The 22,977-nt window shown below is 67.3% G+C and carries 19 protein-coding genes; 1 reads left to right on the forward strand and 18 read right to left on the reverse strand.

The window, feature by feature from the left end; translation table 11 throughout:
- Nucleotides 1-164: 164 nt before the first annotated feature.
- The 17 genes from ASD71_RS02010 to ASD71_RS02090 form a co-directional block, all read right to left on the reverse strand.
- On the reverse strand, nucleotides 165-1,469 hold the full coding sequence (locus ASD71_RS02010) for an ABC transporter substrate-binding protein (RefSeq protein ID WP_056559201.1): 1,305 nt from the start codon (nucleotides 1,467-1,469) through the stop codon (nucleotides 165-167).
- Nucleotides 1,470-1,506: 37 nt separating this feature from the next.
- Nucleotides 1,507-2,631, reverse strand: a complete 1,125-nt coding sequence (locus tag ASD71_RS02015; protein WP_056559204.1) for a zinc-dependent alcohol dehydrogenase family protein — start codon at nucleotides 2,629-2,631, stop codon at nucleotides 1,507-1,509.
- An 86-nt stretch (nucleotides 2,632-2,717) separates the two neighbouring features.
- Nucleotides 2,718-3,470, reverse strand: a complete 753-nt coding sequence (locus ASD71_RS02020; protein ID WP_056559207.1) for a glucose 1-dehydrogenase — start codon at nucleotides 3,468-3,470, stop codon at nucleotides 2,718-2,720.
- Between the two features lie 27 nt (nucleotides 3,471-3,497).
- Entirely contained in the window at nucleotides 3,498-4,934 is a 1,437-nt protein-coding gene (locus tag ASD71_RS02025) for an aldehyde dehydrogenase family protein (protein ID WP_056559211.1), read from the reverse strand.
- A gap of 20 nt (nucleotides 4,935-4,954) precedes the next feature.
- Complete coding sequence (locus ASD71_RS02030) at nucleotides 4,955-5,611, reverse strand: ABC transporter ATP-binding protein (protein WP_056559215.1); 657 nt, start codon at nucleotides 5,609-5,611, stop codon at nucleotides 4,955-4,957.
- Between the two features lie 3 nt (nucleotides 5,612-5,614).
- Nucleotides 5,615-6,355: an ABC transporter ATP-binding protein gene (locus ASD71_RS02035; protein WP_056559219.1), complete on the reverse strand. Its 741-nt coding sequence runs from the start codon at nucleotides 6,353-6,355 to the stop codon at nucleotides 5,615-5,617.
- 2 nt (nucleotides 6,356-6,357) lie between these two features.
- Nucleotides 6,358-7,338 (reverse strand): branched-chain amino acid ABC transporter permease, encoded by a 981-nt coding sequence (locus tag ASD71_RS02040; protein ID WP_056559223.1) that lies wholly within the window; start codon nucleotides 7,336-7,338, stop codon nucleotides 6,358-6,360.
- On the reverse strand, nucleotides 7,338-8,243 hold the full coding sequence (locus ASD71_RS02045) for a branched-chain amino acid ABC transporter permease (protein ID WP_056559226.1): 906 nt from the start codon (nucleotides 8,241-8,243) through the stop codon (nucleotides 7,338-7,340). The genes ASD71_RS02040 and ASD71_RS02045 overlap by 1 nt, the downstream gene beginning before the upstream one ends.
- A 245-nt stretch (nucleotides 8,244-8,488) precedes the next feature.
- Nucleotides 8,489-9,067 carry a DUF4340 domain-containing protein gene (locus tag ASD71_RS02050; protein ID WP_235512002.1) on the reverse strand — a complete coding sequence of 193 codons (579 nt, stop codon included), beginning with the start codon at nucleotides 9,065-9,067 and terminating at the stop codon, nucleotides 8,489-8,491.
- Nucleotides 9,064-10,443 (reverse strand): GldG family protein, encoded by a 1,380-nt coding sequence (locus tag ASD71_RS02055; RefSeq protein WP_056559231.1) that lies wholly within the window; start codon nucleotides 10,441-10,443, stop codon nucleotides 9,064-9,066. Before ASD71_RS02055 ends, ASD71_RS02050 begins: the two co-directional genes overlap by 4 nt.
- On the reverse strand, nucleotides 10,440-11,153 hold the full coding sequence (locus ASD71_RS02060) for an ABC transporter permease (RefSeq protein ID WP_056559234.1): 714 nt from the start codon (nucleotides 11,151-11,153) through the stop codon (nucleotides 10,440-10,442). Before ASD71_RS02060 ends, ASD71_RS02055 begins: the two co-directional genes overlap by 4 nt.
- Nucleotides 11,150-12,133, reverse strand: a complete 984-nt coding sequence (locus ASD71_RS02065; protein WP_056559235.1) for an ABC transporter ATP-binding protein — start codon at nucleotides 12,131-12,133, stop codon at nucleotides 11,150-11,152. Before ASD71_RS02065 ends, ASD71_RS02060 begins: the two co-directional genes overlap by 4 nt.
- 8 nt (nucleotides 12,134-12,141) lie before the next feature.
- Nucleotides 12,142-13,002, reverse strand: coding sequence for an N-acyl homoserine lactonase family protein (locus tag ASD71_RS02070; protein ID WP_056559238.1), 861 nt, complete (start codon nucleotides 13,000-13,002; stop codon nucleotides 12,142-12,144).
- A gap of 263 nt (nucleotides 13,003-13,265) precedes the next feature.
- Nucleotides 13,266-15,257 carry an aconitase family protein gene (locus ASD71_RS02075; RefSeq protein WP_056559241.1) on the reverse strand — a complete coding sequence of 664 codons (1,992 nt, stop codon included), beginning with the start codon at nucleotides 15,255-15,257 and terminating at the stop codon, nucleotides 13,266-13,268.
- 10 nt (nucleotides 15,258-15,267) lie between these two features.
- Nucleotides 15,268-16,242 (reverse strand): tripartite tricarboxylate transporter substrate binding protein, encoded by a 975-nt coding sequence (locus ASD71_RS02080; RefSeq protein WP_056559243.1) that lies wholly within the window; start codon nucleotides 16,240-16,242, stop codon nucleotides 15,268-15,270.
- Between the two features lie 165 nt (nucleotides 16,243-16,407).
- Nucleotides 16,408-17,310, reverse strand: coding sequence for a LysR substrate-binding domain-containing protein (locus ASD71_RS02085; RefSeq protein WP_056559246.1), 903 nt, complete (start codon nucleotides 17,308-17,310; stop codon nucleotides 16,408-16,410).
- A gap of 69 nt (nucleotides 17,311-17,379) precedes the next feature.
- Nucleotides 17,380-20,919, reverse strand: a complete 3,540-nt coding sequence (locus ASD71_RS02090; RefSeq protein WP_056559249.1) for an indolepyruvate ferredoxin oxidoreductase family protein — start codon at nucleotides 20,917-20,919, stop codon at nucleotides 17,380-17,382.
- Nucleotides 20,920-21,032: 113 nt separating this feature from the next.
- On the opposite strand from ASD71_RS02090, the gene ASD71_RS02095 reads away from it, so the two are divergent.
- Nucleotides 21,033-21,938, forward strand: coding sequence for a LysR family transcriptional regulator (locus ASD71_RS02095; protein WP_056559252.1), 906 nt, complete (start codon nucleotides 21,033-21,035; stop codon nucleotides 21,936-21,938).
- Between the two features lie 33 nt (nucleotides 21,939-21,971).
- Here the strand turns inward: ASD71_RS02095 and ASD71_RS02100 are convergent, their stop codons facing one another.
- Nucleotides 21,972-22,880: a LysR family transcriptional regulator gene (locus ASD71_RS02100; RefSeq protein ID WP_056559255.1), complete on the reverse strand. Its 909-nt coding sequence runs from the start codon at nucleotides 22,878-22,880 to the stop codon at nucleotides 21,972-21,974.
- Nucleotides 22,881-22,977: the final 97 nt, after the last annotated feature.

Below are 22,977 nucleotides of genomic sequence, written 5' to 3' on the forward strand. Positions count from 1 at the left end.
AATGAGGTGTCTGACACCCTGGTGAGACGCTGCCGGGCTTGCCGCAGTGGTGCAAGGGTGTCAGACACCTGGCAACGCGCGCACCCGCCGCAAAAAAAACGCCCCGGCSTTTACGCCGGGGCTATCCCTGCACCACACACTGCTGCTTGCTCAGTCCGTCCCGATCAGTTCGGGAACACYTTGATCTGGTCGCTCTTCAACACMTCAGGCGTCAGGCTCTTTTCGATCCACGCCATCGACGTATCCGTCACCCCGGGCGTCACCAGCTCAGCCGGCACGATGGTGATGTCGGCCAGGACCTTGAACGGGTACTTGTCGCTCTTCTTGGTGACGCCGAACAGTTGCGCTTCCAAGGCCTGGCCGTCGGCGCGGTGCATTTTCACTTCGCGGCCGTAGCCCTTGAAGCTGACGTCGTGCATCGCGGCCGCGACCTGTTCAGGGGTGGGCCAGTTGCCGCCGTTGTCCTTGATGGCCTTTTCGTAGCCGGCCTTCAGGCCGTAGATGCCTTGCACCATGTGATAGACCGAGTAGATCGGATAGGCGCCGGTCTTGTCGTGGAATTTCTTCACGAAAGCCTGGTGCTTGGGATCGTCCTTGGTTTCCGGGTGAAGGAAGTAGTGATCGCCACGCGCGCCGACCAGGACGCCTTCAGGCAGCGCGTTACCCAGGCGTTCCAGCGAGCTTTCGGCCAGCGACAGCACGAAGGTGGAGTTCTTGAACAGGTTGCGCTGCGAGGCCTGGCGCACGAAGTTGTCCAGGTCGCCGCCCCACGAGGTGGAGACGATGACGTCGGGGCGCAGCGCCTGCAGGCGGCTGATTTCGGTGGAGAAGTCGGCGGCGCCGAACTTGGGGAACATCTCGGCGACGACCTTGACGTCGGGCTTGAACTTCTTGAGCGCGGCCAGGAAGATGTCGCGCGAATCGCGGCCCCAGGCGTAGTCCTGGTTGACGATGGCGATAGTCTTGAAGTCGGGCTTCACCTTCATCAGGTACAGCACCTGCGCGACCATTTCGGTGGTGGCGTTGGCCTGCGTGCGCACGACGTACTTGTATTTCTTGCCTTCCAACGCCTTTTCCGTGCCGCAGTCCCACAGCACGTTCAGCACCTTCAGGTCCTCGGCCACGGGCGCGACGATGTTGCAGTGGCCGCTGGAAATGGCCGACAGCATCACGCGCGTGCCGCCTTCGGCCAGGCGCCGGTATTCGGACAAGAGCTTTTCGCCGCCGCCGCCTTCGTCGATGTAGCTGGGCACGATCTTGACGCCGTCGATGCCGCCGCCCGCGTTGATCTCTTCGATCAGGATGTCGGCCGCATCGCGCGCCGGCACGCCGAACACGGACGCCGAGCCCGACAGGAAGGTCGAGATGCCGACGTTCAGTTCCTTGGGTTTGTCGGCGGCGATGGCCAGCGTGGCCAGGCCCGACAGCAGGGTGGCGCCCAGCAAGGCCGCCAGTCTTGAGGTCTTCATGGTGTTGTCTCCAGTGTTGTTGATCGGGTCTGTGCCCTTAGAAAACGATGGCGTCGCGCAGGCTGCCGCCGGTGGCGAGGTGATCGAACCCCTCGTTGATCTGGTCCAGCGAAAACGATTGGCCCATCATCCTGTCGACCGGCAGGCGGCCGGCCTTGTACAGGTCGATGTAGCGGCTGATGTCGATGGCGGGCACGCCCGAGCCCAGGTAGCTGCCCCGGATCTCGCGCTCTTCGCCCACCATTTGCGACAACGACAGCGGGAAGCTGAACTTGGGATTGGGCAGGCCGGACGTGACCGTGGCGCCGCCGCGGCGCGTGAGCTTGTAGGCGGTCTCGAAGGCGGGCACGGCGCCCGCCATGTCAAAGCCGAAGTCCACGCGGCCGCCGGCCAGATCCATGAGGTCGTCGTCGGTCTTGACCTGCTTCGGGTTGACGAGGTGCGTGGCGCCCAGCTCTTTCGCCAGCGCCAGTTTTTCGTCGCTGAGGTCGATGGCGACCACGCGGCGCGCGCCCGCGGCAACGGCGGCCAGCAGCGCGCTCAGGCCCACGCCGCCCAGCCCCACGATCGCGGCGGTGTCGCCCACCTTGATGCGCGCGCGGTTGATGACGGCGCCGGCGCCGGTCAGCACGGCGCATCCGAACAGCGCGGCCTCGCGGTGGGACAGTTCGACATTCACCTTGACGCACGAGCGCCGCGACACCACGGCGTATTCCGCGAAGCAGGACACGCCGGTGTGATGGTTGATGTATTCGTCGCCGATGTGCAGGCGGCGCTCGCCGCCCAGCAACGTTCCCTTGGTGTTGGCCACGGCGCCCGGTTCGCACAGCGCGGGCCGGCCTTCCATGCAGGGATTGCAGCAGCCGCAGCTGGGCACGAACACCATGGCAACGTGATCGCCGGCCTTCAGGTCCGTGACGCCCGGCCCGGTTTCCACGACTTCGCCGGAAGATTCATGGCCCAGCACGATCGGCACGCCGCGCGGCCGGTCGCCGTTGATGACGGACAGGTCCGAATGGCACAGGCCGGCCGCACGGATTCTGACCAGCACTTCGCCGAACCCGGGCGGGTCCAGCTCGATATCCGCGATGGTCAGGGGCCGGGTCTGCGCATACGGTCCTTCGACCCCCACTTGCCGCAATAACGCCGCTTTGATTTTCATGCGTCTTCATCCACAGAAGTGATCCGGACCGCGGGCGGTCGCGGCATCCGGCACGCCGCGACCCCGCGGCACGCCGGCGTCCAAACCTATACCGTGCGCCCGCCGTCGACGGGGAATTCCACGCCCGTGATGAACTCGGCGGCATCGCTGGCCAGAAACAGCGCGGCCGCGGCCACGTCGGACGGCTGGCAGAAGCGGCCGAGCGGAATGGTCGACACGAACTTCGCGCGGTTCTCGGGGGTGTCGGGCAAGCCCATGAAGAGTTCGAACATGCCGGTGACGCCCATGACCGGGCAGATGGCGTTGACGCGGATGCCCTCACCGCCCAGCTCCACGGCCATCGACTTGGACAGCACGTTGACCGCGCCCTTGGACGCGTTGTACCAACTGAGGCCCGGACGCGGACGGATTCCGGCCGTCGATCCTATATTCAGAATCACGCCGCGCTTCTGCTTGCGCATGACGGGCACGACGGCCTGGGCCATGTGATAGATCGACTTCACGTTGATGTCGAACATACGGTCGAAGGTAGCCTCGTCCACGTCCAGCATCGGCTGGTTCTTGTGGGTGATGGCAGCGTTGTTGACTACGATGTCCACAGTACCGAATTTGTCGAGCGCGGCGCGCACCACGTTGTCGATGTCGGCGCGGCTGGACACGTCGGCCTTCACGGCCAGCGCGGCGTCGCCGATTTCGGCCGCCACGCGGTCGGCGGCCTCTTTATTGATGTCCGCGATCACGACCTTGGCGCCTTCCTTGGCGTACAGCTTGACGATGCCCTCGCCGAAACCGTTACCGCCGCCCGTGACGATCGCAACCTTGCCTTGCAACTGGCTCATTTCTTGTCTCCGTATTGTGCGCGGCGATCACTCGCCATAGAACTGAATCAGAGTCTTGGTCGTGCTCATCTCTTCCAGCGCGATGAAGCCTTTTTCCCGGCCGTGGCCGCTTTTCTTGACGCCGCCGAATGGCAGTTCGACACCGCCGCCCGCGCCGAAGCCGTTGATGTAGACCTGGCCGCACTTGATGCCGCGCGCCACGCGCTGCTGGCGTCCGCCGTTCTCGGTCCAGACCGCGCCCAACAGGCCGTAGTCGGTGGCGTTGGCCAGACGGATAGCCTCGGCCTCGTCGGCGAACGGCAGCGCGACCAGCACCGGCCCGAAGATCTCCTGCGTCAGCAGGTCGCTGTCATGGCTGGTGGCCGCGAAGAGCGTGGGTTTGACGAAGTAGCCGCCCTGCGGCACGCCATCGGCAATGCCGCCTTCGGCCGCGACCTTCAGGCCTTCGGACAGGCCCTTGGCGATGTAGCGGTTGACGCGGTCGTACTGCGCCTTGTTGACGACGGGCCCGCACGTCAGGTCCATGTCCGGCGTGCCGGCGCGCACCTTTGCGAATTCCGCGCCCAGCGCCTTCATGAAGTCGTCGTAGATGCCCTTTTGCACCAGCAGCCGGCTGCCCGCCGTGCAGGTCTGGCCGGTGTTGTGGACGATGCCCTTGACGATGGCCGGAATTGCGAGCTTGTAGTTGGCGTCGTCAAAGACGATGTGCGCCGACTTGCCGCCCAGTTCCAGCACGCACTTGACCGCGTTGAGCGCGGCGGCCTGCTGGACCAGCACGCCGACTTCGTTCGAGCCGGTGAAGGTGATGAAGTTGATGCCGGGATGGCGCGACAGCGCAGCGCCGGCCTCTTCGCCCAGCCCCGAGACGATGTTCAGCGCGCCCGGCGGAAAGCCGACTTCCAGCGCCAGTTCGGCCACGCGGATGATCGACAGGCAGGCGTCCTCGGCGGGTTTGACGACGGCGGCGTTGCCCATGGCAAGCGCCGGCGCCACGCTGCGGCCGAACATCTGCGCGGGGTAGTTCCACGGAATGATGTGTGCGGTGACGCCCAGCGGCTCGCGGATGAGCTGCACCGAATAGTCCTTCTGGAACGGGATGGTCTGGCCGTGCACCTTGTCGGCCGCGCCGCCGTAGAACTCGAAGTAGCGAGCCAGCACGGTGATGTCGCCGCGCGCGGTGGACATGGGCTTGCCGGTATCGCGCGATTCCAGTTGCGCCAGTTCCTCGTGGTGCGCCAGCACGCTTTCGCCCAGGCGCATCAGCAGGCGGCCGCGTTCCAGCGCCGTCATGTCGCCCCAGGCGCCTTCCAGCGCGTCGCGGGCGGCTTGCACGGCCGCGTTGACGTCGGCCTGCTGGCCGCGCGGAATGGTGGTGAACACCTCGCCGTCTACGGGGGAAACGACCTCGATCGTGCGCCCGTCCTGGGCATCGACCTGGCGGCCGCCGATAATCATCTGCGTCATGGGAATGTCTCCGTGGGGTATCAGTTCAGCGTGATCGAGCCGCGCTCGATCGTCCATATCTGGTCGGGGATGTCGCCCAGCAGCTTCACGTTGGATTCGGTGATGACCACGCACAGGTCGGGCTGCATTTCCTTGAGCCGGCCCAGCGCCTCGGTGTAGTCGCGCGCCAGCTTGGGCGCGAGCCCCTGAAAGGGTTCATCCAGCATCAAGAGCCGCGTGCCGACCATGACGGCCCGTGCCAGCGCCACCATCTTGCCCTGCCCGCCCGACAGCGCGGAGCCGGACCGCTTGAGCATCGGCTCCAGCTGCGGCACCACCTTCAGCACGGTGTCCATGCGAGCCTGGATCTCAGCCTTGGACTGGCCCTGCACCTCGCACGGCAGGTGCAGGTTTTCCTCGACGGTCATGGTCGGGAAGATGACGCGGTCTTCGGGCGCGTAGCCCACCTTCATTGCGGCGCGCTTGTGGCCGGGCAACGCGGTGAGGTCGGTGCCGTCGAATGCAATCTTGCCGGAGCGGATACGCGTCAGACCCATGATGGTGCGCAGCAGCGTGGTCTTGCCCGCGCCGTTGCGCCCGACGATGCCGATGGTGCGGGACGCTTCGAAGCTGGCGCTGACGTCGCGCAGGATGCGATTGCCCGCCAGGTCGACGTTGATGGCCGATAGATTCAACATGGTTCAGGCCCCCAGCACTTCGCTTCTGATCTGCGGATTATTCAAGACTTCCTCGGGCGATCCGTCCGCGGCCACCTTGCCCGCGATCCAGGCCGCCACGCGGGTGGCGTAGCGCGACACGATGTCCACGTCGTGCTCGACGAACCAGCTTGTCACGCGGCGCTCGTCCAGCGCGTGCATCACGGTTTCCATCAACGCGAACTTGTCTTCCGACGCGACGCCGCTGGTGGGCTCGTCCATGATCAGCAGCTTGGGCTGCAGCGCCAGCGCCATCGCCACGTCCAGCAGCTTGCGCTTGCCTTCGGGCAGCTCGATGCAGGCTTCGTCGGCGTCGGGCAAGAGGCCCACCAGTTCCAGCGTCGCGTCCACCTCGCGCGCGTCGATGGTGCTTTCCAGCGACCGGAACCAGCTCAGTTCCTTGTTGCGGCGAGCGGCCGCGATCTGTACGCACTGGCGCACGGTGTGTTCGGTGAACAGCTGCGGCAGCTGGAACGAGCGCCCCATGCCCAGGCGCACGATCTTGCGCGGCGCCATGGCGGTGACGTCCTTGCCGTCGAAATAGACCTTGCCCTTGGCGGGCGTCAGGTACCCCGTGCAGATGTTGATGAACGTGGTCTTGCCCGCGCCGTTCTGGCCGATCACCGCCAGGCGTTCGCCTTCGTGCAACTCGAAGTTGATGTTGTCGGCGGCCACCACGCCGCCGAAGGCGAGGTACAGGTCGGTGGTTTGAATGAGGGGTTTCATCATCAGTTCCTTGCTGCGACCTGCACGGGCGCCTGCGCGCGGCGTTGCGCACGTTCACGCGATTTGATGCGCTTGGTGATCTGGCCCACGAAGCCCGTGGGGAACATGAAAATGACCAGGATCAGCGTGAGGCCCAACAGGAACTGCCAGAGACCGGGGAAGTAGGCGGCGGAAACGAGCTTTACGGATTCAAAGCCCACCGCGCCCAAGAATGCGCCGGCGGCATGGCCCGCGCCGCCCAGGATGGTGATGAAGACGAATTCGCCCGAGCGCAGCCACGAGCCGATTTCCGGCGTGACCAGCCCTTGCATCAGCGCAAGGATCGCGCCCGAAAAGCCCACCACCACCGCCGACAGCAGATAACCCTTCCACATGATGAAGTACGCGGAAAACCCCAGGTATTCGATCCGCGTTTCGTTGGTCTTGATGGCCGACAGCGCCTGGCCGCTGCCCGAGCGGAAGTAACGCTGCACCCACCACGCCAGCACCAGCGACAGGACCAGCGTCAGCACCAGCAGCGCGCGTTCGAAGGATTCGCGCTCCATCACGATGCCGGCCATGGTCGGGCGCACGATGCGCATGCCGTCGGAGCCGCCGGTCAGCGTGTAGAGCTTGCCCAAGAGCGCAAACAGCACCATGCTGAGCGCCAAATTCAACATGCCGAAGAAGATGCCGCGGTAACGCACCACGAACAGGCCGATGACGACGGCGGCGACAAAACTGGCGACAACGCCGGCCAGGATCAGCGCCAGCGCATCCAGGCCGGGCATGGCCTTGGCCAGAAACGCCACGGTGTACGCCGAGATGCAGGCAAACATGGCGTGGCCGAACGAGATCTGGCCAGCGCGCGCCATCACCGACACGCCCAGTGCGGCAATCGCATAGGTCAGGCCGATGACGATGGGCGTGATCGTCCAGGAATAGGTGTAGCCAAGGAACAGCGTGAACAGCGCGGCCAGCAGGCTGAGGACAGGGACTTTCATCAGATCGTCCTCGCTTGAGCAACGGTGAACAGACCGTGCGGGCGGATGATCAGCACCAGCACCATGATGATGTAGGGCACGGCAACTTCCAGCTCCGGCGCGGCGTACACGGCGATGGCGCGGATGATGCCGATGAGCAGCGCGGCGATCAGCGCGCCGGTGATCTGGCCCAGCCCGGCGGTGGCGACCACCGCGAATGACAGCACCGTCATGTCGGTGCCGGCGCCTGGCACGAGCGATGTGGTGGGCGAGGCCAGCGCTCCGCCCAAGGCGCCCAGGATGGTCGCGATCACGAAGGTAACGTAGCCGATCTTCTTGGCGTTGATGCCGAGCGACGTCGCGACTTCGCGGTGGTGTGTGGTTGCTACCGTCTGCTTGCCCAGCTTGGTGTGGCGCAGGAAGAATTCCAGGCACACGTAGGCCAGCAGCGCTGTGGCGGGCACCACCACCAGCTGATACGTGGTGTAGGTGATGTCCCCGATCTCGATGTTGCCCAGCCGGTTGACGACTTCGCTGGCGCTATAGGGCTGCGCGCCCCACAGCAGGCGCTGGATGTCTTCCAGCATCAGGAACGCGCCGAAGGTAAGCAGCAGCTTGAGGATGGGGTCGTAGTTCTGGGCGCGGCGGATCAGGACGAATTCCATGATGCTGCCCAGCAGCAGCCCGACGGCGATGGCCGCCACGAACAACGCCGCGAAAAGAAGAATGGGAGAGTCGGTCTTGGGGGCCACGAACATGACGAGGCTGGCCGCGGCATAACCGCCGAAGGCGTAGAACGCGCCGTGGGCGACGTTCAGTATCCCCATCACACCGAACACCAGGGTTAACCCCATCGATACCAGGAACAGCAGACTGGCGTATGCCACGCCGTCCACCAAGGCGAGAGGCAGTAGATCCAAGGTCAAGCGTCTTCTCCCAATACGCTGAGCACGGACGCGACGAACCGTCAGGAGCGCGCGGCGTGCGGGCTTGCGCCCGGGCGCGCCCGGCGCGCCCTTGTCTCGTTATCAACCTTTCCGTGCCGTCTTGCGCAGGCTGCGCAAGGTGCCGGAAGGCCCTTTTATTTCAGGCTGCAGACCCGTCCCGCTACCGCTTTGGGCCTGCCCGCCTGTCTATGTTTGCGAAGTATAGGTAGGGGTTTATCGGCGACCTATTTATCTTTGTGCAAGGCGGGTTTAACAAGCGGTGGAGTGGCGGCGGACGCCCCCAGCGCCGCCAGCGGCGCCCGGGTTTGATAGTCCGGGATAATCCGGATCTGCGCCTCATCCGGCAGTCGTACATAACGGCCTAATCCATCTGGCGCCAGCGCGCCGACGTCCAGCTTCGCCAAGCTCGCGCCCGTGGCATCGCGCACGTCGATGCGCAGTTGCGGCGGCGCGAGGCCATAGGTTTCGCCGTCCTGCGGGGGCAGCGTGCGGTCGCTGCGCGCCTGTGAAAAAAGCGCTATGAAGTCGGCCGCGTCAAAGCCTGCGGCGGCGCCTGGCGGCGTGGCGGTCCAGCCCTGCGGGCCGCGCGCCAATTGGACGGTTCCCGCGGGACCTGCCAACGTCACCTGCGCGGCCATGCCGGGCTCCCAGGCGTAAAGTCTGGCGGGCTTGCCGCGGTCGTCGTGCAGATGGGTATGACCGTCGTGATGCGCCGGCGATTCGGCGGCCTCGTGCCATTGCCACACCGACAGCGCAATGCCCGCTGCCAGCAGCGCCGGCCATAGCGCGCGGCGCGCGTTCAACGCCGCCTCCACCACAGCAGCAGCCCCGTCAGCAACGCAAGCAGCGGCAACGCGACCGTGCTGGTCCAGAACACCGCGCGCATCTGGCGGTTGGTCAGTTCCACGCGGCGGTTCTCGTAGTGACGGGGCCGGATCGTCAGGAGCGCGTCTTCGCCCGCCAGCAGGGTGACGGCATTGGTGAACAGCGCGCCGTTGCCCAGCGTGGCGAAATGCCGGTTTATCGCGAAATCGCTATCGCCCGCGACCAGCAGCGTGGGATGCGCGGCCCCGTCCGCATTGGCCGCCTGCGCGTTGCGCGTGGCCAGCGCCATCAGCGTGTAGCGTGACGGCGGCTGGCCGGGCACCTGCGCATCGGCGGAGGTCTGCGCCAGCGGCGTCACCACCACGCCGGGCGGCAGCGCGTCGCCCGCGGGTTCCAGGCCGGCCGCGCCCGGAAAGAAGCTAAGCGGCAAGCCGCGCGTCATCTTGTGCCGCGTGTAGTCGCTGACGGCGGGACTGCCGGGATCGTTGCGGTAATGGCTGCCCGCATCGGCCAGCGCGCCCGGCGCCAGCGCGATGCCGAAGTCGGACAGCAGACCGTCCAGGCCGTGCCGGGTATCGGGTTCCAGGAGCAACAGCGTCTTGCCCCCCGCGCCGGTCCAGCGGCGCAGCGCCTGGGCGTCATCGTCGCCAAACGGCGTGCGCGGGCCGGCCGCCACCACGACAGCGCAGCGCGGCAATGCCTGCGCCAGACTGCCCGCGCCCACCGCGCGCGTCGAAAACCCCAGCGTCTGCAACGCGTTGCGCGCCATCGCCATGCCGTGCTGTTCATGCACCTCGACACGCGCCACCAGGTTCTCGTCGTGATCGTGGTCTTCCAGGTCGTCCAGTGAAGTCAGGCTGTCGAGCGGCGCTTCGCGATGGCCCTGCGTGAAGCAGACGGTCTGCGCGCCGTTCTGGCTGATGCGGATGAGCGCATTGGTGAAGTCGGTTTCGGTGCCGCCGTTGATGGTAGTGCGCCGCTCGCCCGAGGCCAGCACGGCGCTGCCCGCAAACTGGATGCCGGCGGCGCGCGCTTCGGCCGGTCGCAGTGCGGGGTCGACCCCGCGCACGCGGATCAACGGATTTTCGCGTTCGTACTGGCGCAGCAGCTCCAGCGCGTCGACCATGCTTTTGTTGCGCAGGTCGTAGAACCAGGTCACCTCGACGGGCTGGCGCACCTGCCGCGCGACCTCCAGGCTTTCGGGGGCCAGGCTGTACACGCGCTGCGCGGTCAAATCGATGCGGCCCAGATTCCGCGACGCCCACAGGTTCAGCGCCAGCAGCAACGCGGCAACGGCCAGCACGGGCAGCCACAGCAACAGCCGCCGCCCGGCGCGGCGCAAGGCGGGGCTCATCGCAGCCTCCAGCGTTTCAGGTTGACCGATGCCACCATCAGCGCCAGCACCGCCACGCTGGCCAGCGTGACGGTGGCGGGACCGGGCAGCACGCCCCGGATGAAGTCCACGTGCTGCGCCGACAGCGACAAGGCCTGAAAGAACGGCGACAGCGCCGGAAACGTATCCAGCGCCGCCGGATAGTCGATGAACCACAGCAGCACAAGGATGCCCCACGTGGCGCTGGCGGCGACGATCTGGTTCGAGCAGGCGCTGGACACGGCAATGCCGATCGCCAGGAACAGCGCGCCGTACAGGAACACGCCGATGTACCCGCCCACGATCGGACCGTAGTCCGGTTGGCCGTACCAGGCCAGCGGCAGCACCGCCGACATCGTACCGGCCAACATCAGCGCCAGCATGGTCAGCCCCGCCGCGAACTTGGCGGCGACCAGCGTGACGTCCGACAGCGGCAGGGTCAGCAACAGCTCCAGCGTGCCCTGGCGCGCCTCTTCGGCGAAGGCTCGCATGCTGACCAGTGGCATCACCAACATCAGCAGGATGGTCATGTTGTGAAACGCCGTCACCATCTGCCCGGTGCTGACGAAGAACAGGTTGAAGCTGAACAGATAGCCCGACAGGGCCCAGAACACCGCCACGACGGCCAGCGCCACGGGCGAGCCGAAGTCGGTGCGCAGTTCCTTGCGGTACAACGCCGCGAAGCCCTTCATGCGCGTCTCCGTAATGGGGGATCGTTGGGCGCCAGCGCCGCCAACAGGCGGGCTTCGACCGCTTCGTGCGCGGGCAGCACGGCGCGCAGTTCCGCGTGCGCCAGCGCGGTGCGCATCACGGCGTCGCAGGCGGCCGCGCTGGTGGTCGCGTGGGTGGCCACATTTGCACCGGGCGGGTCCCACGTGACGCGCCACTTGCTGGTGCCGGCATCCAGCAGCGTGATGTCCACGGCCTTCACGCCCGGGCACGCGGACAACGCCGCGTGCAATGCGGCATGCCCGGCGGTGGGCAGGGACAGCTGCAATTGCAGCGCGGCCCGCGATTCGCCCAGCGGCTGGTCCTCGATCAGCCGGCCTTGCCGCAGGATGGCGATGCGCGAGCACAGCGCCTCGACCTCCTGCATCAAGTGGCTGCTGAACACCACTGCGCGGCCTTCGGCGCAGCGCCGGATCATTGCGCGCGCTTCCACGATCTGCACGGGATCCAGGCCGTTGGTGGCTTCGTCCAGCAACAGCACCGGCGGGTCGTTCAGCACCGCCTGCGCCAGCCCCACGCGCTGGCGCTGCCCCTTGGACAGGCGGCCGATCACCGAGCGCGCCACGCCTTGCAGATCGAAGCCGTCAATGGCGCGTTCGATGGCCAGGCGGCGCGCGCTGGCGCCGCCCTGCACTTTGACGCCCGCGCCAAATTCCAGGTATTGCGTGACCGTCAGCGCGTCATAGAGCGGCGCGCGTTCGGGCAGATAGCCGATGTCGACGTTGCCGCGGCCCGGTGCGGGCTCGCGCCCCCGGATCGTGATGCGCCCGCTGTCGGGTGTGTAGAAGCCCGCCATCAGGCGCAGCGTGGTGGTCTTGCCGCTGCCGTTCGGTCCCAGCAGGCCCAGGATCTCCCCCGGCCTGACGGACAGGCTGAGGGATTCCAGGACCTGGCGGGATCCGAACGACTTGCAGACCTGGTGCAAGGCGACGGCGGGCTCCATGGCGCGCCTTAGTCGAACACTTTGGTTTTCGCGTTCTGCGCGTGCTGCTCCGCGTCATGGCTGTACCAGAGCTGCCCCTGGCGCGCGTCGCGAATCTGCTTGAGGCGGTCGATGGCCTGCATGGACGCCGCCGTGTTCCAGGTGATGCCCGGAATGACGCCCGCTTCGTTTTCACCGGTATAGATGGCGTCGGCCGCCAGCAGCACGACGCCGGTCTTGGGCAGCTTGACCTGCAGCGATTGGTGGCCCTGCGTGTGGCCCTTGGTGTCCAGCAGCACGATGGTGCCGTCGCCGAACAGATCGAAGTCGCCCTCGACCTGGATGAAGTCATAGTCGCGCGTGGTGTCGAAGTCCTTCATGACGTAGGCCGCGCGCTGGAATTTCTCGGGCCACCAGGCGGCGCGCAGCTCGGCTTTCTGCACGACGTGCTTGGCCTTGGGGAACATCTTGATGTTGCCGGCGTGATCCAGATGGAAGTGCGAGTACACGACGTACTTCACGTCGCTCACGTCAAAGCCGGCGGCCTTGAGCTGGCGGTCGATGACCTCGTCGCGGCCCTGGATGGAATTGAACGCGCCGCACAGCCCCTGTCCCCAGTAATTGGCGCAGTTGCCGTCGGCCGTGGCCTGGTTCATGCCGGTGTCGAACAGCACCAGGCCGCGCGGATGCTGGATCACGTAGGCAGGCACCGGAATCTTGATCTTGGTGCCCACGTCGACCATGGCGGTCATGAAGCCTTTGTCCAGTTCGATCTTGCCCACCGACAGTTGCATCAGCTTCACGTCCACCGGCGGCGCATCGGCGGCGTGCGCCCATCCGCCCGCCATGACCGCCACCGCCCCAACCATTGCCTTCCAGCTCTTGCTCATTGTTGTCTCCTCGGACCAACAGGGGGAAGCCGCAGCCCGGACGGCGCGGCCGATCAGCAAGCTCCCGGTGTGTCCCGGGTTCACAACGTCGACAGGGTGTTTTCCGTGCGAAGGCGCCTTGCGGCGGGCCGCGATCAATGCGCGCGACCGGAAACGGCATCTGGCGGCCGTTTTCTCTGTTGCGCACTCTGACGCAGCCCGGTTTGGCTGCCAATTAAGGATTTGTGAAGCAGGGCTTCGCGGCGCGCGAAGTGGGGGGAACCCTAGTACCGCGCCTGCAGTTCGGCAAACGACGCCAGCTCTCCGGCCAGCGCGCTCGCCATGACCGTGGGCGGGCTGGCCAGCCAGACGCTGCCGGGCCCCGATCTGCCCGGAAAATTCCGGTTGATGGCGCTGATCGTCACCTGCGACGCCTCGGTCGACGACCCCGGCCCGCAATTCGCGCACGCGCCGCACGACGGCTGCAGGATGCGCGCGCCCACAGCGGCAAAGGTCTTGTCGTAGCCCTGCGCCACGCAGTAGTCGCGCACGGCCGTGGTGCCGTATTGCAGATACAGCGTCACGCCGTCCGGCAACCGCAGTCCGCGCGCCACGGCCCACGCCAGCACCTGGTGGTAGTAGTCGAAATCCTCGCGCTTGCCGGCGGTACAGGAGCCGCCATACGCAATGTCGATGCGCGGCCGCGCGGTCAGGCTGGACAACGGCACGCCGTTGCCGGGGTCTCCGGGCGATGCCACCAGCGGCGACAGCGTGGCGCAGTCCACGCGCAGGACGGCGGCGTAGCCGGCGTCCGGATCGCTGCGCATCCACGGTTCAATGCCGGCGTCCACCCCGCGGCGTTCACGCAGGAAGCGGGCGGTCTCGGCGTCTGGCGCGACGATGCCTGTCAGTCCGCCCAGTTCGGCGGTCATGTTGGTCAGCGTGGCGCGCTCGTCGATGGACAGACTGGCGATGGCCTCGCCCGCAAACTCGAACACCTTGCCCACGCCGGCGCCCGCGCGGATTTCGGGCAACGCCAGCAGGTGCAGCACGATGTCCTTGGCCGTCACCCCTTGCGCCGGCGCACCGTCCAGTTCGATGCGCAGCGAGGCCGGCAGCGTCAGCCGCACCGCGCCCGTGACGAACGCGTTCGCCATATCGGTGGTGCCCACGCCAAAGGCCACGCAACCCAGCGCTCCGCTGTGCGGGGTGTGCGAGTCGGTGCCGACCACGACCTGTCCCGGCAGCGCGTAGTGTTCGGCCATCATGGCGTGCGAGATGCCAGCCACGTTGGCGCCGGTGTCGCGCGCCGCCTCGGCCTCAGTCAGCGTGCGATGTTGGCGCAGCCCGTAAGCGTCGGCGAAGTCGCGCTGCGCCTGGCACATGGCGCGCACATTGGGCACGATGCCCGCGCGCACGTGGTTGGGGCTTTCCTCGACGTAGGAGGTGTGGTCCTCGAACACCACGATGCGATCCGGGTCCGCCAATCGCAGGGGCCGGCCGAACCGCGCATGCAGCATATGGGCGGCCATGCCGGAGTAGTACTCATGGATGAAGCGCCAGTCCGCGCGCAGGAAGACGCCGTCGCCTTGCTGCGGGTCCGCCGCGGTCGCGGGCGTTTGCAGGAGATGCCGCCGGACGATTTTTTCGAAGAGCGTGCGCGGCGGCGCGCCAGCCATGTCGGAAGATTCAGCGGCGGATTCGGCGGCGGGCGTCACATCGCGCAACTGCGCCTGCCCAAATGCCAGCAGACCGCCCGCCTTGACGATCGCCGCCGCCAACGCGTCGCGCCCAGCCACGATCTCATCAACCGTGATGCGCTCGCCCCCTTGCAGCCGCGCCACCAGTCCCATGTCGGTGCTGGTGTACAGCCCGATGTTGTCGGCGTTCTGGCGGTAGATGCGCTCGAAGCTTTCGGCGATCACCAGCCGCACGCCGGCGGACTTCTCGGCCATCGGGCTGTGCTCGCGCGACGAGCCCTTGCCGTACCGCTTGCCCGCGACGACGACGTTGATGCCCGACTGCCGGATGGCGTCGATGCCGATGGGCTGGGTGTCGCCCGCCCGAAAGCCCGTGTACGGATACCGGCCCAGTTTCTCGTCGAAGTGAGTCAGGATCGGGACCGGCGTGATCTCGTCGGTGGAGATGTCGTCGCGCAGTGGCGCGGCGTCAAGCAGAGTCAGCGCCGCGCCGCCCAGTTGCGCGGCCACGCGGGCCGGGTCCTGCGCCAGAAACAGCAGGCGGGCCGGGGCGTCGAGTAAAGATGCGGAAGTCATGGCAATCCGGTCATTCGATGGTGACGCCCGCCGCCTTGACGAGCGTCTGGCTCTTGGTGATCTCGGCGGCCAGCGTCTGCGCCGCCTGTTCCGCCGTGGTGCCCTGCGCCACAAAGCCCTGCGGCGACAGCGCCTTGAGCACCGCCGGCTCTTGCATGGTCTTGCGCGTGGCGGCCTGCAGCTTCTGCACGACATCGGCGGGCAGCCCGGCCGGTCCGATCAGCGAGATCCAGGCGTCGTACGAATAGCCCTTCACCCCGGCCTCGTCCAGCGTGGGCACGTTGGGCAGGATGGGCAGGCGCTCGGGCGTGCTGACGGCAAGCGCGCGCAGCTTGCCCGCCTGCACTTGCGCCAGCACGGACGGGGAGGCCAGGAAGGCGACCTGGATCTGTCCCGACATCACGTCGGTGATCAGCGCGTTGCCGCCCTTGTACGGGATGTGCATCATGTCCACGCCCGCCTTGGACTTGAGCAGCTCGCCGGCCAGGTGCAGCACGCTGCCCGTCCCGGACGAGCCGTAGTTGATCTTGCCCGGCTGCGCGCGGGCGGCCTTCAGCAGGTCGTCCATCGTCCTGTACGGAGAGTTCTCCGCCACCACGACCACGAGCGGCGTCGTGCCGATGACGGAAATCGGCGTGATGTCCTTGACCGTGTCGTAGGGCAAGCTCTTGTACAGGCTGGGATTGATGGCATGGTTGGACGACACGATGGCCAGCGTATAGCCGTCGGGCTTGGCGGACACCAGTTGGCGCGTGCCCGGAATGCCCGCCGCGCCGGCCAGGTTTTCCACGATCATGGGCTGGGCCAGCGTCTTGCCCAGGTTCTCGGCCACGACGCGCGCGACCACGTCGGCGGTCGAGCCGGGCGAGGTCGGCACGATCAGGCGGATGGGGCGGTCCGGGTAGCCGGCGGCCGACGCGGCGGCAGCCGCACACACGGCGCCAAGCGCGAGAGCACAGCTCGCGAGCAATCTGGTGGGGGTCATGATGTCTCCGTATAGGACGCAGCGGGGTCTGGATGCCCCGTACCGGCGATGAACGCGCTTTGACTATACGAAGACGGCCGTCAATGGCGAAGTGTCATATCGGCAGCCCCGCCATCGCGAATGGCGACGACGGGTTGCGACGGCGGGTCCCGACGAAGCCGGCCGTCAGCCCTGCTGCGCCAAAAACCGGACCAGCTTGCTAGCGGTCGCCGACAACTGCGCCTGGTTCGGAAACACGATGCAAAGGTGGCGCCGGGCCCACTCATCGGAAAGGGGACGCACCACTACGTCCAGCGCCTGCAGATACAGCTCGGCGACCTGCTGCGGCATCACGGCGATGCCCAGGCCCGCGTGCGTCATGCGGCACAGCGCGTCCAGGCTGGCCACACGGATCTTCACGGACAGCGTCTTGCCGAGCGCCGCGGCCCGCGCCGCCAGCAGCTGCGTCAACGCGCTGTTCTCGCGCAGGCCCACGAATGTTTCGTCGGCGATGTCCTGCAGGCTGAGCTGGCGCGCCGAGGCCTTGGGGTGCGTGGAGGGCAGCATGACCGCCAGCCGGTCGCGGCGGTAGGGCAATTGTTCCAGCTCGTCGGCGCCCGCGATCTGGTTGCAGATGCCGAAGTCTGCCGCCCGCTCGCGCACCAGGCGCAGGACGTCGGGACTGTGCTGCTCTTCCAGGTCGATATCCACGTCGGGAAACAGGCGCTGAAACGCCGCCACGTCCTCGGGCAGGAACTGCACGATGGCCGACAGGTTGGCCACCACCCGCACGTGCCCTTTCACGCCCTCATAGAAGCGCGACAGCTCCGCCCCCATCGCCTCGACGTCGCCGATGATCTGGCGCGCGTGGCGCAGGACGGTCTGCCCGGCGGGCGTCACCGAGACGCCGCGGGTGTGCCGGGCGATCAGCGGCAGGCCGATCAGCGCTTCCATGTCGGCGATGCGCCGGCTGACGGCGGAGGGCGCAATGAACTCGCGCTCGGCCGCCCGCGCGATGCTGTTCTCCTGACAGACCGCCACAAAGAGGCGCAGCGAGGTCAGGTCGAGTTTGCGGAGGATGCTTTCCATGGCGGATCCAACGGGCGGCGGGGACCGGCCCCCGCATTGACGGGGGATCGTACACCACGCCTCCCGCGATCAGGCCGCCAGCCGCGCCGCGTTACCGCCGCGATACCGCTCCCACAGCGCCGCCTGTTTGCCGCGCGCCTGTTCCACGCTCTTTTCTTTCACATGCCCATAGCCGCGGATCGCATCCGGCACGTTGGCCAACTCCAGCGCCGCGTCGCGGTTGCCGGCGTCCAGTGAGCGGGCGAACTCCTCGGCCAGCGCCAGATAATCGGCCGCAAGCTGGCGTTCCATGCGGCGCTCGGCCGTCCTGCCGAATACGTCCAGCCAGGTGCCGCGCACGCGCTTCATCGGCGCGAGCAGCCGGAACGCCGATTCCATCCACGCCCCGTACGCACGCTTTTGCGGCCGGCCCCGCGCGTCGCGGCGCGCAAACGCCGGCGGCGCCAGGTAATAGCGCAGCGCGTAGTCGCGGCCCGGCTCGCCCTCGAACTGCGCGCGCAGCCGGTCCTTGAACGCCGGGTCGGCATGCAGCCGCGCCACCTCGTACTCGTCCTTGTAGGTCATGAGCTTGGCCAGATTGCGAGCCACGGCGCGCGTGACGTCGTGACGCTTGTCGCCCAGCGCGGCCTCACGCGAGCGCACCGCCGCCACGGCCGCCAGATAGCGCTGCGCGTACGCGTCGTCCTGGTAATCGCGCACGTGCGCCGCCAGCCGGTTGACGAGCGCGTCCAGGGTTTCCGGCAAAGCCACCACGTGCTCGGCCGCCGCCGGGCGCAGCGCGTCGGCGCCGCGGTGCGCGGCCTGGCGGCCCAGTTCGAAGGCGGCCAGGTTCTTGTCCACCGACACGCCGTTGATCTCGATCGCGCGGCGCAGGCTGTCCAGCGACAGCGGCAGGCCGCCCTTTTGCCACGCATAGCCCAACAGCAGGGGATTGGCGTAGATGCTGTCGCCCAGCAGCGCCTCGGCAAGCGGTCCGGCCTCCAGGAAATCGCAATGGCCGCCGGTGCTCTGCGTCAGCGCGGCCTGCGCCTGCGCCCCCGGAAAGCGCCAGGCCGGCTGCGACAGGAACGCGGCGGTCGGCGCGGCGCTGCTGTTGACCACCGCGCGGCCATGGTCGGGCCGCAGGCGCGACAGCACCTCGGGCGACGCCGACACCAGCGCGTCGCAGCCGATGACCAGATCCGCCTCGCCCAGCGCGACGCGCGTGGCGTGCAGGTCCTCGGGCCGGTTGGCCAGCTGCACGTGGCTGAGCACCGCGCCGCCCTTTTGCGCCAGCCCGGCCATGTCCAGCACGGTCACGCCCTTGCCCTCGATGTGCGCGGCCGCGCCGATCAGCGCGCCGACCGTCACCACACCCGTGCCGCCCACGCCGGCCACCACCACGCGATACGCGGCGCCCGGCGCGATATCGGCGGGCTCGGGCAGCGGTGCCTCGGGCAGCGCGGGCGCGCCGCCCTGCTTGCCGGGCTTGCGCGGCACCGCGCCTTCGGCCGTCACGAAGCTGGGGCAGAAACCCTCAACGCAGGAAAAGTCCTTGTTGCACGACGACTGGTTGATGCGCCGCTTCGTGCCCAGCGGCGTATCCAGCGGTTCCACCGACAGGCAGTTCGACTGCACCGAGCAATCGCCGCAGCCTTCGCAGACCGCTTCGTTGATGAAGGCGCGCTTGGCCGGGTCGGGATACTCGCCGCGCTTGCGGCGGCGGCGCTTCTCGGTGGCGCAGGTCTGGTCGTAGATCAGCACGGTAGCGCCGTCGATGTCGCGCAGCGCGCGCTGCACGTCGTCCAGCGCCTTGCGGTGCTGGACCTCCACGCCCGGCGGCAACGTCTGCGCGCCCGTGTACTTGTCGGGTTCGTCAGTCACGACCACCGTCTTGACGATGCCTTCAGCCAGCATCTGTGCCGCGATCTGCGGCACGGTCAGCACGCCGTCCACGGGCTGCCCGCCCGTCATGGCGACGGCGTCGTTATAGAGGATCTTGTAGGTGATGCGGGCGCGCGCCGCGATGGCCGCGCGGATGGCAAGCAGGCCCGAATGAAAATAAGTGCCGTCGCCCAGGTTCGCGAAGATGTGGCGCTCGGACGTGAAGTCTTTCTGGCCCAGCCACGCCACGCCCTCCCCGCCCATCTGGCTGAAGGTGTCGGTATTGCGGTCCATCCACATCGCCATGTAGTGGCAGCCGATGCCGGCGACCGCGCGCGACCCCTCCGGCACGCGTGTCGACGTATTGTGCGGACAGCCGGAACAGAACCAGGGCTTGCGCTCTTCGACCAGCGTGGGTCGGCTGGCCTCGCGTTCTTTGGCGTCGATCACGGCCAGGCGCGCCGCGATGCGGGCACGCAGTGCGTCGGACAGGTGGGCCTTCTCCAGCCGCGCGGCAATGGCGCGGGCGATCAGCGCGGGCGACAGCTCATAGCGCGCCGGCAGCAGCCACCCGCCGCGCGGCGTGGACCATTCGCCGCCGCCGTTCTCGCGTTCGTCGAACTTGCCGTACACGCGCGGCCGCACGTCGTCGCGCCAGTTGTAGAGTTCTTCCTTGAGCGCGTACTCCAGGATCTGGCGCTTTTCCTCGACGACCAGAATTTCCTTGAGCCCGGTGGCGAACTCACGCGCGTCCTGCGCATCCAGCGGCCAGATGCAGCCCACCTTCAGCACGCGGATGCCGGCCTGCGCACAGGCCGCCTCGTCCAGCCCCAGGTCGTTCAGCGCCTGTCGCACGTCCAGATAGGCCTTGCCGGCCGTCATGATGCCGAAGTGTGCGTTGGGCGAATCCAGCACCACGCGGTTCAGCTTGTTGGCGCGCACGTAAGCCAGTGCCGCGTACCATTTGTGGTCCAGCAGCCGCGCCTCCTGCGCCAGCGGAGAATCCGGCCAGCGGATGTTCAGGCCCCCCTGCGGCATGCCGTCTTCGGGCAGCACAATTTGCACGCGCGACGGGTCCACGTCGACCGACGCGCTGGACTCCACCACATCCGTCACGCATTTCATCGCCACCCACAGGCCCGTGTGACGGCTCATGGCCCACCCGTGCAGGCCGTAGTCCAGGTATTCCTGCACGTTGGACGGGTACAGCACCGGAATGCCGCTGGCGATCAGCACGTGTTCCGACTGGTGCGCCACCGACGAAGACTTGGCGGCGTGGTCGTCGCCCGCCAGCATCAGCACCCCTCCGTGCGCGGACGTGCCAGCCGAATTGGCGTGCTTGAGCACGTCCACCGACCTGTCCACCCCCGGCCCCTTGCCGTACCACATGCCAAAGACGCCATCGCGCTGCGCGCCGGGGAACAGATTGAGCTGCTGCGAGCCCCAGACGGCGGTTGCCGCCAGATCCTCGTTCAGGCCGGGCTGGAACACCACATCGTTCGCTTTCAAGTGGCGCTTGGCCTTCCACAGCGCCTGATCCAGCCCGCCCAGCGGAGAACCCCGGTAGCCGGACACATAGCCCGCGGTGTTCAGGCCGGCCTGCGCATCGCGCTGCTTCTGCATGAGGGGCAGGCGCACCAGCGCCTGCGTGCCGCTGAGGTACACGCGGCCGGTGGGCTGCGCATATTTGTCGTCGAGCGACAGGCCATGGGTGTCGGCCACGCCGGGGGGTAGAGGGGCGTTCATGGGGGTTGTCTCCTGCAATCTGCGGTGCGGGCATTTACGTGTTTTCCGCAGTGTAGGAAGGCGCGAAGCCATCGTATATTCATATATTCGACTAGCTGGTATGTGAAAAACACATGGCTAATGAAGTCACGCTCCGCCAACTCCGGTACTTCGCCGCGGCCGCCCGCACCGGACGGTTTTCCATGGCGGCAGCCGACGAACACGTGTCGCAATCGGCCGTCACCAATGCCGTCCTGGCGCTGGAAGCGCAACTGGGCGTGCGCCTGTTCGACCGCCACGCGCACGGGGTGACGCTGACGCCCGAGGGACACAACTTCCACCAGCGCGCGCGCGACGTCCTCGATTCGCTGGATGACGCGCTGCGCGAGCCGGGGTTTCAGCGCTATGCGCTGCGCGGGTCGGTGCGGATCGCGGCGTCGTACACGGTGCTGGGGTACTTCCTGCCCGATCTGCTGGCGCGCTTTCGGCGGCGCTATCCGGACGTCGTGCTGGACCTCGTCGACCTGGACCGCCCCGAGATCGAACAGGCGGTGGCCAGCGGCGACGTGGAGCTGGGCGTGGCCCTGCTGTCCAACGTGGACAAACGCGAGCGCTTCGGCCATCACGTGCTGGTGCGCTCGCGGCGCCAGTTGTGGACAGCCGCCGGGCATCCGTTGACGCAGGCGGCCGCGCCGTCGCTAGCCGACATTGCGCGCTATCCGTACATCCTGCTGGAAATGGATGAGGGCGAACGGTCCACCCTGGGCTACTGGCGCAGCCACGGCCTGCAGCCGGACATTGCCTTCAGGACGCGGTCGATGGAGGCGCTGCGGGGACTGGTCGCGCACGGGTTTGGCGTCACGATGCTGTCGGACATGGTCTACCGGCCGTGGTCGCTCGAAGGCCGCAAGATCGAAGCCGTGCCCATCACCGATGCCGTGCCGCCCATGGAAGCGGGCCTGCTGTGGCATCCGCGCGCGGCCATGGCCAAGCCGGCCGAAGCCTTCCGGCAATTCATGATCTACGCGTGCGGAGGGTGAGGCCGCACTACAACCAGGCTGACCGCTTTCCGCCTACACCAGCACCGCGCCCTTGCGGCGCGTGAACTGCGTCAGCGACCGCAGCGCCAGCGCGTGCATGGCGGCCACCGACGGCAGCAGGGTCTCTTCCTTGCGCGTCAGCACGCCGACGATGCGTTCGACCACCGGTTCGACCAGCGGCACAAAGACAAGACCACTGCCCGCCGCGGGCCGTGCCAGCACCGGCAGCACCGTCACGCCCAGGCCGCCCATTACGCTGGCCAATAGCGACGCGCGGTTGGAGACCACGATCGCCGGGTCGTCGATGGCGCTGCCCAGTTGGCGGTTCTTCAGCGTTTCGAAGGTGGCGTTGCCGATCAGGCGTTCATCCGCCAGCGCCGCCCAGGTCACCGGCCCGCGCCGCCGCGCAAGCGGATGACTCTTCTTGCAGACCAGACCAAAGGCGTCGCGCGCCACCGGGGTGAAGGCCACCTCGGCCGTGCGCGGGGATTGTCCAGCCACGCCCACCTGCACGTCGCCCGCCAGCACCAGCCGATGCACCTCGGGCGACGTTTCGTCCAACGCGCGGATGCGGATGTCCGGATGGCTGCGCGCATAACGTTCCAGCAGACGGGGCAGCCATTCGTCCGCCAGCGATGGCATGACGGCCAGCGCCACGGGTCCCTGGCTGCCCATGCCGTACTGCCGCGCCGCATCCAGCACACGGTCATGCGTGGCCAGCAGCTCGCGAAACAGCGGCGCCACCGCCTGGCCCAGCGCGGTCAACTGCGCGCGCTTGCCGGGTTCGAAGAGCGGCGCGCCTAGCTGCTGCTCCAGATCCTGCATGGCGGCGGATACGGCCGCCTGCGACCGGAACGTGCCCTGCGCGGCGACGCGAAAGCTGCCGTGGTCGGCGGCCATCAGGAACTGGCGCAGGTGCTGGATTTTCAAGGGCGTGGGCATGACAGGCGCCAGATCAAATTTGGATTTCCTGAAATTAGCTCACGTTAATTTGGATTGTCAAAAACGCGCGGGGCGTCGAACAATGGACCCGTCCTTT

Origin of the sequence: Achromobacter sp. Root565 (genome assembly GCF_001427425.1) — a bacterium.
Lineage (GTDB): Bacteria > Pseudomonadota > Gammaproteobacteria > Burkholderiales > Burkholderiaceae_B > Achromobacter > Achromobacter spanius_D.